The sequence below is a fragment of the Ructibacterium gallinarum genome (genome assembly GCF_014982785.1).
GTDB lineage: Bacteria > Bacillota > Clostridia > Monoglobales > Monoglobaceae > Ructibacterium > Ructibacterium gallinarum.
The window spans coordinates 1-10,996 of sequence record NZ_JADCKB010000025.1 but is presented as its reverse complement, the minus strand read 5'-3'; the positions used below and the strand labels follow the sequence as shown (position 1 = coordinate 10,996).

Genomic DNA, 10,996 nt, shown 5'->3' with positions numbered 1-10,996 from the left:
ACATTATGTTGCCATTATGCATCTTATTTTGCCTGCGGGTAAGAATGCAGATATAATTAAAATTATGTGGGTAGAAAGGCTGCTGGAATTATAATGAAGCGTTATTGGAATATAGTATTTATACTGTTGTATGTGTTATCCACCAACTTATTCAGCGTGTATGCTGAAACTAACACTGGTAATAATGCAAACCAGTTTATCGCAAGTGAAAGAGCGGTAAAACTAATTACAGATCTCGAAATTATGAAATCACTTAATATGGATGAGATTGCTACATATGAGGACTTGGAATATGCAATAGGTAAAATAACAAATTATAGCCAAATTGGTGAAAAATATTTTAAATCATATAAAATTACTGAACCAGTAAATTATGCAGAAACCATAATGGTATTACTTGATATTATTGGTTATACCCCTGTTATAGGTATTGATGGATATAGCGTAGATAAATGTATGAATACTGCAAGGGAGATTGATTTAACCTCAGGAATTTCGTTGCAAAAGGATGACAACATAACCATAGGCCAACTTTGTGAATTGATATACAGAGCGCTAAATACGGATATTATCAAAGAAATTGGAGCTTCGGAAGATGGGATTACATATGCAAAAAATGAGGGGCAGACACTTTTGACGGATAAGTTTCAGCTTGAAAAGATAAGAGGTATAGTGGAAGAAACGGCTCTTTCGTCACTCTTACAGGTATCTCGCAAGGATAAAGGTATGATTACAATAAACAGTCAATCGTATCAGTGCGACCTTGAAAAATATGAGGATTATATAGGACTATATGTTGAAGCATATGTATCAAGTGATGATAGAACTGTAAAATCAATCTTTGCTGATGATAACGATAATATTGTTATAACAATTGATGCAGATGATATCAGTAATAGCTCCACAAAAAATAAAATTGTATACTATAACGAAAAAGGTAAGCAAAAAAATATTAGTTTAGATAGCAATGTTAGCGTTATTTACAACGGAAGCTTATACCAGGATTACACAAGTGTTGATTTTAAGCCTGAGGAGGGCACACTTTATCTCATAGATAACAATAAAAACGGAGTATATGATGTAGTCCGAATTGAAGAATATAAGAGTATTGTTGTTGCAGGTGTATCTATTAATTCTTGTATCATGAGAGAAAAAGGAAACAACGACACAATTGATATTTCAAATATAATTGATGGTTATGGAATATTGGTAGATGCAAATGGCAGTAATATTTCCATAGATAAAATAGGCGCTAACACTGTTGTTTCTTATGCACAAAACAAGAATAATGAAGTATATAAAATGGTTTTATCAGAGAAAAAAATAAGTGGATACATTAATGTAATTAATGAAAATGAAAGTATAAGGCTGGGGGATACTGAATACGAGGGAACAAAGACCTTCTGGGAAAATCTTCAGAACTTTGGAGCTGGTGATCTTGTATGGGCTTATATAAACTTCCAAGATAAAATTGTTGAAATCGATAAAGAAACTTCATTGTATAAATATGGATATTTAATGGATTTTGTAAGTGAATTATTCTGTGTTAGGGTTAAAATTTTTACATCTGCAGGAACTATAGAGACATTTGAGACAACGGAGGATATTAATATAAATGGTCAAAAGATGACAGCTCAGACTGCATTTGATCAAAACAGAAGGAATTCACCGTTTTGGAATGAAGCAGGCAAAATACCACAGTTAATCAAATACAGACTGAGAGAAGGAAAATATGTATCTAATATTGAAACCGCAATCAATGAAGAAGAAAAAATATCAGATAATAATTTAGTGCTTAATATCAGCGGAAATAGAAAATGGTTTGGAAACGCACAAGCAATAGACCCTATGGTGCGGTTGAATCAGAATACAATGGTTTTTTCTATTCCATTCGATGAAAGCGATGAATGGGATTACAAGGTTCAAGGATACGCCGATATAGGACTTGCGACTGACACAACATATACATGTAAAATATATGATGTAGATGATGATTGTTATGCAAAGGCGGTTGTGATCAAAAGAAATACAAGTCTGCCGAGTGTAGATAGAGTATACCCATTATATCTAATTACCTCTGTCGGACATGCAATAAATGATAGAGGGGAAAACGTTATATTCTTTGAATATGTGGATTCAAAAGGAAACAGTGATTATATTATTGCAGAGGAACAGGACTTATCTGTAGGTCAAATGTTCCCGGTAAGTTTATCTGATATTAAGGTTGGTGCTGTAATACAGGTGGCAAGAAATACCACTCGAAGCGAACTAGCAAATTTTATTTGTTATGCTAATCCTGATGATAATCAAAATCAACATATGTATGAGTATTGTTATTCAAATTGGGGTTTTAGTCTATCAAAGACTGCTTTTTACAGTGATAATAAGCTCATAAGCTTTGGAGAGGTAAGAGGTCTTGTAAAGGACGGAATGATTATAAATAATACACCTCAAAAAGATGACAGTGGAAACATTTTAACAGATGGAAGCGGAAATGTTATCTTTGACGAGGAGTATAATAGATTGGTTTCATTCCCAAGCACCGGAGTGCCTGTTAAATTATATGACAGCAGCAACGAGTTGGTTTATGATGCGTCTATTGCTGACATACAAGCCGGCGACAAGGTTCTTGTGGACCAGACCGGTGGCACTGTTGAATGGATTATATTATATAGATAATTAGGGTGTATGATATGCAAAAAGTAAGTCGTGTTAGGTTTGGAGAACTGGAACATATAGCACCTATAAGGTTTAAGCCTATATCAAAAAATGAGTTATCTGATAAAAATCCTGAAATTGTAGATAGAATGAAATATAGAGTAACAGGCCGTGGAATGACCATAGCACTGCCATTGGAGTGTGATGAAGAAATTTTGGGGTTGCAACGAACCTGTTGAAAAGGGTATTGATAGATTTCTTTACTGTTGATTCAATAGCTGAAATTATTTCTACATACAATTTGTTTTCAGGGGGGAGGTTGTATTCCTTCTGTATGGGGTCTTGCCGTTTTGTATAGATGCTATGCAAAATATAACGAAAAAGAGATAGCGACTCTTGCTAATCAATTAAGAGAAAGGACTATACCATGTGACATTTTAGGGTCTGAACCTGGTTGCCAGAGTCGAAGCTATTCCTGTTCATATTGGGATAAAGAAAAATTTCTCAATTATAAGAGCCTTATATCAGGAAAAAACAATGGTTATCATATAAATCTTTGGGAGCACGCTTATACATCCTGAAAGCCAAATCGATAAGGAGATGACAAAGTTTGGCAGCTTTTATAATGTTTGAAACGGCATTGTTCCTGATTTTGTAAATGAAGGCGCAAAAGAGGTTTTTGTACAGTATCATAAAAAATACTTGGTTGATATCGGTATAGATGGATTTAAACTCGATGAATGTGACGGAAGTGATCTTACAAAAGGTTGGAGTTTTCCTGATTATACACAATTTTCATCTGGTATTGATGGCAAACAAATACATGTGTTATTTGAAATTTTATATCAGCAAGCCATTTTAAGGTCATTCGAAGAAATAGAAACATTGTCAGAGGTAAGGAGCTCTGGAGTGTTTGCAGCCTCATATCCTTTTGTGCTGTATATTTGTATGAATTTAATGATTTCTTAAGAGGGTATGTTAATTCGGGATTCAGAGGTATTCTTTGGACGCCCGAAAAGATAAAGCTGAATTGTTAAGGTGTATACAAATGGCAATACTTTCGGCACAGGTAGTTATAAATGCATGGTATTTAGAACAACCGCATGGTGTGGGGCAGAGGTAAAAGAGCGTTGGAGGTTAGACTGTCACTTATGGCATATTTATATAGCATATTTGTCTGCTATAATAAAACAGGAAAACCTCCCTTCAGAGCACTTGTATGTGATTATACAAATGATACTGTAACATATGACATAGATGATGAGTATATGTTAGGAGATGCGTTGCTTATTGCTCCAATTTACGATAGACGAGTATATTTTCCCGAGAGCAGGTGGTATGATTTTTGGACGCATAAGGTGTATGAAAGCGGCTGGTATGATATCAAATCGGACAAAATAACTGTATTTATCAAGGAAAATGTGATCTTACCTATATTGTAAAACCACAGCTTCACATAAGTGAGGATATCAATTTTGAGTTAACGCTTATTTGTACGGGTGTAACGGTTGAATTTACCTTATATAAACCAATGGACAACACAGTTTATAAAATTGACAGCAATATAGAGTCAAAGAAAATGAGAAATTATTTTATAAAAGATAAAATTATTTTGTATAAAACGGATGGAGAATAAAACTATGCTTTATGAAGAAAAAGGACTATTTAGGTATGAAAATAATCCAATAATAAAACCCAGTGATTATCCTGGGGCTGATGCAGTTTTTAATTGCGGACAGACTATGTATGGGGATACAACTATATTGCTTTGTGCAATAAAGATGAAGGACGGAAGTATGCCGTTTATGCATGTAGCCAGAAGTAATGATGGGGTTAATTTTAAATTTGATCCTAAACCATTTATTACTCAGTCTAAGCTACCGCATATTCACGATTTGGACGGCTGGCCAATAGATCCAAGAATAACATATTTCCCTGAAGAGGATACATATTATATAATGCGACCGGGAAATTCTGACGCAGGTTGCGTTGCGTTTTTGGGAAAAACAAAAGATTTTGAAACCTATGAGGATATTGACGTTATTGCATTGCCCAATAATAGGGTTCCGTGTTTATTTCCTGAAAAAATAAACGGAATGTATTATAGATTAGACAGACCATATGTACTTCTTGATGATCCGCACAATTATTATCAAAGAGGCTATATATGGATTTCGGAATCGCCCAATTTAATTCATTGGGGAAGGCACAGAATCTTATTAAAACCATGGGCGCCGTGGAATGGAATAAAAATTGGCCCCACACCGCCTATTAAGACTGATGAAGGATGGCTAGAAATAATTCATGGTGTGAGTTCGAGCTGTTCAGGCCAAAGATATTCATTAGGTGCTATATTGTTAGACCTAAACGATCCAACTAAAATTATAGGTAAATGCAATGATTATTTAATTACTCCAGATAGAGAGTATGAATATAACGGGATAGTTCCCAATGTAATATTTAGTTGTGGTGCAATTGCTGATTATAAAGATGATAGACTTAGAGTATATTATGGTGCCGCAGATACATCAATTGGTTTAGCTACCGGCTCTATAAGTGAAATTATTGCGATGTGCAAAAAATAAATTTGTAGTATAATGATGTCCGTGTATTACTGAAAGGGAATATAATAAATATGAAATACAATATAAAATTTTTAGAAAATGAATTTTGGTATGGTGGTATTGTTGATTTAGCAGGAGATATGCCATATTCAGAAAAAAGTAACTGTAAGGTAGATTTAACAAATACGGGCAGTGATCTTAGAATGCCGCTATACATATCTACTCAAGGAAGATATATATGGAGCGAAAAACCTTTTGTTATTGAGTTTAATAACGGAGAGATTGCTATAGATGGTGCAGATGTTGAAATTTGTGACGGATTCATAGATCTTAAAGGAGCCCATAGGGCTGTGGCCAATCGACATTTTTCAAAGAATAAAAATATACCAAACGAACTTTTCTTTAAAGTCCCTCAATATAATACATGGATTGAGTTTATGTATAATCAAAATCAAACGCAAATACTTGAATATGCCCATGCAATTGTAGATAATAATATGATGCCTGGAATATTGATGATCGATGAGGGGTGGTCTGAGGATTATGGCGTTTTTGACTTTTATCCAGGAAGATTCGAAAATCCTAAATTTATGGTAGATGAGCTTCATAAATTGGGTTTTAAGGTTATGTTATGGATAACACCTTATATTTCACCTGATAGTCATGCTTTTAGAGAATTAAAAAATACAGATTATCTTCTGAAGGATAAAAATAATGAATTTGCTATTAGAGAATGGTGGAATGGATATAGTTGCGCGTTAGATTTATCAAATCCTAATGCATCAAAATGGTTCAAAAACAAGCTTGATGAATTGATGAACAAATATGGTATTGATGGATTTAAATTTGATGCAGGCGACCCGGCTTTTTATCGTGATGATGATATTACATATAAAAGAAATATTGCTCTTGACAATACAAAGGAATACGATATGTTTGCCGCTCAGTATGAGTTTAATGAATTAAGAGCCGTATGGAACATGGGCGGTGAACCTATAGTGAGTAGGTTACAGGATAAGCGGCCGGAATGGGAGAATTATGGAATAAACTGTATTATACCATTTACTATTGTACAAGGCTTACTTGGTGGTTATTATGGTTGTCCAGACATGATTGGCGGAGGAGAATTTGGAAGTTTCTTAGATGAAAACTATAAGTTGGATGAGGAATTATATATCCGTTGGTTAGAGGCAAGTGTGTTGTGTCCAATGATGCAATTCTCAATTGCTCCATGGCGTATCCTATCCAAGGAAGCTTATGAAACTGTGCTTAAAATAGTCAAATTGCGTGAAGAATTTTCAGAGTACATAATTGAACTTGCTAAAAATGCTGCAGTCAACAATGAACCAATTGTTAGAGCATTAGAATATGAATTTCCACATTGCGGCTGTGAGCAAACAAAGGATATGTTTATGCTTGGGAATAAATATCTTGTGGTACCCATGGTGAAAAAAGGAGAAACAACAAAAAGTATTAGATTGCCAAAAGGAAAATGGCATTTATTAGATGGTCGGTTATATGATGGTGAAACGGATGTTTGTTTAGAATATAGCATAGACAAGATATATGTATTTGAAAAGCTTAAGTAAATTGAATAATCATATTTTACAAATGAGGTACAAGGCTTATGAATATTAATGAGTTCCAAACGGTAAAGGAAAATTTTAAAAAAAAGTATAATCAACTAATCAAAAAAACAAATGTTATCAATAGAAAATGGCACAATGGCATATTTGAACGCTATGAGAATCCTGTTTTAACCAATGAACATATTCCTCTTGAATGGAGATATGATTTTGACTTTGAATCAAATCCGTACCTTCTTGAACGAATAGGAGTTAATGCGGTGTTTAATGCAGGGGCAATTTATCATGACAATAAATATGTAGTTGTTGCAAGGGTTGAAGGCGCAGACAGAAAATCATATTTTGCTGTTGCTCGTTCGGAAAACGGTATAGACAACTTTGTGTTTGACGAGTATCCCATAAGATTACCGGTGTATGATGAAGTGGATACCAATGTATACGATATGCGCCTTACAAAGCATGAGGATGGTTGGATTTATGGGCTCTTTTGTTCTGAAAGAAAGGATAAAAGTGTACAGGATACATCATCTGCTATTGCAAAATGTGGTATTGTGAGAACAAAAGATTTAATAAACTGGGAAAGACTTAAGGATCTTGAGTCAATTAGTCAACAAAGAAATGTAGTATTGCATCCTGAGTTTGTGAATGGGAAATATATGCTTTACACAAGACCATCTGATGGATTTATAGATGTGGGAAGTGGCGGAGGCATCGGCTGTGCTTTAATTGAAGATATTAGCAATGCAACCATTGATGAAGAAATCATCATTGATAAGAGAGTATATCACACTATAAAGGAAACAAAAAATGGTGCAGGAGCTACACCTATCAAAACAAAAGAAGGTTGGCTGCATATAGCCCATGGTGTTAGAAACACGGCTGCAGGACTTAGATATGTATTATACTGTTTTATGACAGATTTAAATAATCCACAAAAAATTCTTTATACTCCGGGAGGGTATTTTCTTGCGCCATGGGGTAGCGAGAGATTAGGAGATGTTTCAAATGTTGTTTTTACAAACGGCGCAATAGAAAATGACGGTAAAATATTTATTTATTATGCCTCATCTGACACTCGCTTACATGTTGCGACCACAACTGTTGACAAAATGATTGATTATTGCATGAATACGCCTGCAGATGGTTATGATACTCATAAGAGTGTGGATGTAATCATTGAATTAATTAACAAAAATAAAAATGCAAATAATCTCTAATGATTTATTGTTTTACTACACAAGAGTATAGTAAGCTATTAGGTATCAAAAAAATGAGTCAGTTCTTATACATCGATATAGTAACAAAATAGACCGCATTTTTTGCGGTCTATGTTAAAATTTGTTAATATATCAACGTCAGACAGTGAAAAATTGTGTGTTTGTTTTTTCGACACAGTCAAATGAAAATATATTATTTAGGAGCAAAAAAATGAATGGTTATATATTTGATGATGAGAAAAGAAGCATATGTATAGAAAAAACAGATATGCCAGGACCGTGGATAAATTATTTGTCAAATGGACATATGCATGGCTTTGTTTCGCAATGTGGTGGAGGCCTATTGTGGATTGAGAATGCAGCAAAGTATCGAATTACTAGGTACAGAATGCATAATTTACCAATAGATTCTCCGGGATTTTATATATACATAAGAGAAAAAGATGGAACAGTTTGGTCGCCTACATTTAGACCTATTGAGACTAAACTTGATAAATTTAATGCTAATCATTTCCCGGGCAAAACGGTATTCACGGCAGAAAAAAACAACTTAGAGGCAGTTTTAACACTTTTTATCATGCTGGAGTATGATATTTTGACATGGAAATTGGACATAATAAATAAAAATAATTCATCTACAGAAATAGATGTTTTTGCATATGCTGAGCTATCACAGCAACGATGGCTGGATGAACAGACCAACGGATATTATTGGAGGCATATGCATAAGACATGGTTTGATCGAGATAGCCAAACTATACAGTATTTATATCAATTCCCAGCACCTGGAGATGTAGAGAAATTACCATTAGTATACTTTGCCAGCAATCGCAAAATCCAATCATTTTCGGGTGATCGTGACGCATTCGTTGGTAATTATCGTTATGAAAAAAATCCTATTGCGGTAGAAAAAGGAATATGCGGTAATGAGGAAATTCAATCCGGTGAGCCCTGCGCTGCGTTGCATACCAAAATACACATTAATGCAAATTGCAAAGAAAATGTCACTTTTTATTTAGGAGCTGTAAGTGGTGGATTAACACACTGTAACGAGCTGCAAGAGAAGATAAAATTAGATTTAAACGAATTAAGAAATATAAAAAAAGTAGATGAACAAGAAAACAAGCTTGATAGTTGGTGGAATGAATTTTTAGGAAAGTTTGAGTGTATGATTCCTGATGAAAATGCTCAAAGACAGATAAATATATGGGGACCAATTGATTCGGTGAATACGGCCAGATATTCTCGCTCCGTTAATGCGAACGCACCAGGAACCAGAACGCTTGGATTTCGAGACACATGTCAAGATATGCTTGCAATCACATACAGAAATTCTGAGGTTGCCAAAGATAGACTAAAATTTTTAATGAGTAAGCAGTATAAAACAGGGAACGCAATACATTGTCTTGGGTTTAACGACGATGACCTGCCAGATTATCATACAAGGTGTGATGATCATATGTGGCTTGCGTTTTTGGTCTATTCGCTGATAGCAGAAACCGGAGATGTAAATTTGCTAAATGAAACAGTCCCATATCTAGGGGTTGACCACCTGAGCGAGGGTGAAGAGGCGACAGTATGGGAACATCTTATTGCCGGAGTTAATTTTACTGAAAATAATTTGGGAGAACATGGGCTTCCGCTTACACTAAGAGGTGACTGGAATGATATAATAGGCAAGTTTTCGCAAGAAGGAAAAGGAGAATCTGTGTTTGCAGCTCAACAATATGTTGTGGTATTAAATTACATGATAGAGATTGCTGAATTTATTGATGATAATAATAGTCTTGAATATCTTAAAAAATGCAAAGAAAAACAGGTTGAAAATATAACAAGACATTCATGGAATGGTGAATGGTGGTATCGTTGTTTTGATGATGATGGCAATCCTATTGGAAGCAAAAAAAACGACTTTGGGAAAATATGGTTAAACTCTCAGACATGGGCTGTTATAAGTGAAACAGGCACAAGAGAACAGCAAAGGAATGCTATGGATGCTGTCAAAAAATATTTAGACACAGATATGGGGCTTGTGAAGCTAACACCTGGGTTTGAAACATGGCCTAATGTTAAGGATCCGTTTAGTGGATATAATCCTGGTAATGGTGAAAACGGAGCTGTTTTTTGTCATGCACACACATGGGCAATCATTGCAGAAGCAAAGCTTGGGAATTCGGAGCTTGCGTGGAAATATTATAACGACCTTATTCCCCATAATATAATATCAAAAATTGGGGTTGATAAATACAAGGCAGAACCATATTCTTGGTGTAGCAATATAGTGGGATATCCTAACAACAAACAAGGCTGGGGAAATATTTCACATATTTCTGGTACAGTGGCGTGGATGAATGTTGCGGCAACACAGTATTTGCTCGGGGTTCGCCCTGTGCTTGACGGAATAGTATTTGAGCCTTGTATTCCAAAAAAATGGGACGAATATACCGTAAAAAGAGTGTATAGAGGCGTTAAACTAAATATTAAATTTTTAAATCCGGAACATAAGAGTGGAGGAGTAACCAACATAGAGGTGAATGGTGAAATCATTAACAACAATCATTTACCATATGAGCTTATTAAAAATCTGAATGAAGCAAATATAAAGGTTGTGTTATAGATAATTTGCAAATAATTACCTTTAGGCAGATGTGTTAAAAAATTTTTCCATTGTTGATAAAGGCGAGGGGGGCATAGTCGGGGGAATCCTGTGTTTTGTGTAAACTCCAAAATGATAATATAATTATAAGTAAAATTTGGAGCTGAAAGCCAAATTTAGGCTTTCAGCCGTAAACTTACTATAGCGTAAAATTACTGGCATGTCAAGGGCGCCCTCGAATGAGGGCGTTTGAAGTGAACCCCAAAAGTTGGACAAATTTTAAAATTAATTTGCTAAGGATTGAGTTCTAAACTGAACAGGACTCATTCCTTTTAATTTTAATGAAATTCTCTCGTTGTTATAGTAATCAATATA

At 34.8% G+C, this 10,996-nt stretch carries 10 protein-coding genes; 9 read left to right on the top strand and 1 reads right to left on the bottom strand.

Going from position 1 to position 10,996, the window contains the following annotated elements; all coding sequences use genetic code 11:
• Positions 1-66: 66 nt before the first annotated feature.
• The 9 genes from INF28_RS10540 to INF28_RS10505 all read left to right on the top strand — a co-directional run bounded on the left by INF28_RS10540 (position 67) and on the right by INF28_RS10505 (position 10,642).
• A complete protein-coding gene (locus INF28_RS10540) occupies positions 67-2,679 on the top strand; it encodes a hypothetical protein (RefSeq protein WP_226393422.1) in 2,613 nt (870 codons plus the stop codon).
• Between the two features lie 14 nt (positions 2,680-2,693).
• On the top strand, positions 2,694-2,897 hold the full coding sequence (locus tag INF28_RS10535; RefSeq protein WP_226393421.1) for a hypothetical protein: 204 nt from the start codon (positions 2,694-2,696) through the stop codon (positions 2,895-2,897).
• Between the two features lie 39 nt (positions 2,898-2,936).
• A complete protein-coding gene (locus INF28_RS13100) occupies positions 2,937-3,239 on the top strand; it encodes a TIM-barrel domain-containing protein (protein ID WP_404815168.1) in 303 nt (100 codons plus the stop codon).
• A 58-nt stretch (positions 3,240-3,297) separates the two neighbouring features.
• Positions 3,298-3,627 (top strand): TIM-barrel domain-containing protein, encoded by a 330-nt coding sequence (locus tag INF28_RS10530; RefSeq protein WP_404815167.1) that lies wholly within the window; start codon positions 3,298-3,300, stop codon positions 3,625-3,627.
• Between the two features lie 182 nt (positions 3,628-3,809).
• Positions 3,810-4,100 carry a hypothetical protein gene (locus INF28_RS10525; protein ID WP_404815165.1) on the top strand — a complete coding sequence of 97 codons (291 nt, stop codon included), beginning with the start codon at positions 3,810-3,812 and terminating at the stop codon, positions 4,098-4,100.
• Positions 4,101-4,298: 198 nt separating this feature from the next.
• Positions 4,299-5,243, top strand: coding sequence for a glycoside hydrolase family 130 protein (locus tag INF28_RS10520; protein WP_226393418.1), 945 nt, complete (start codon positions 4,299-4,301; stop codon positions 5,241-5,243).
• A gap of 50 nt (positions 5,244-5,293) precedes the next feature.
• A complete protein-coding gene (locus tag INF28_RS10515) occupies positions 5,294-6,811 on the top strand; it encodes a glycoside hydrolase family 31 protein (RefSeq protein WP_226393417.1) in 1,518 nt (505 codons plus the stop codon).
• Positions 6,812-6,849: 38 nt separating this feature from the next.
• The gene (locus INF28_RS10510) at positions 6,850-8,025 is read left to right on the top strand and encodes a glycoside hydrolase family 130 protein (protein WP_226393416.1); all 1,176 of its coding nucleotides are present in this window, start codon (positions 6,850-6,852) and stop codon (positions 8,023-8,025) included.
• Positions 8,026-8,236: 211 nt separating this feature from the next.
• Entirely contained in the window at positions 8,237-10,642 is a 2,406-nt protein-coding gene (locus INF28_RS10505; protein WP_226393415.1) for a GH36-type glycosyl hydrolase domain-containing protein, read from the top strand.
• 264 nt (positions 10,643-10,906) lie between these two features.
• Here the strand turns inward: INF28_RS10505 and INF28_RS10500 are convergent.
• On the bottom strand, positions 10,907-10,996 hold a 90-nt coding region (locus INF28_RS10500; RefSeq protein WP_226393436.1), incomplete at its 5' end, for an IS3 family transposase.

Excerpts from the sequence above, each read along its gene's own strand:
- INF28_RS10535 (WP_226393421.1), top strand. The coding sequence starts at position 2,694 with ATGCAAAAAGTAAGTCGTGTTAGGTTTGGAGAACTGGAACATATAGCA.
- INF28_RS10525 (WP_404815165.1), top strand. The coding sequence starts at position 3,810 with ATGGCATATTTATATAGCATATTTGTCTGCTATAATAAAACAGGAAAA.
- INF28_RS10520 (WP_226393418.1), top strand. The coding sequence starts at position 4,299 with ATGCTTTATGAAGAAAAAGGACTATTTAGGTATGAAAATAATCCAATA.
- INF28_RS10515 (WP_226393417.1), top strand. The coding sequence starts at position 5,294 with ATGAAATACAATATAAAATTTTTAGAAAATGAATTTTGGTATGGTGGT.
- INF28_RS10510 (WP_226393416.1), top strand. The coding sequence starts at position 6,850 with ATGAATATTAATGAGTTCCAAACGGTAAAGGAAAATTTTAAAAAAAAG.
- INF28_RS10505 (WP_226393415.1), top strand. The coding sequence starts at position 8,237 with ATGAATGGTTATATATTTGATGATGAGAAAAGAAGCATATGTATAGAA.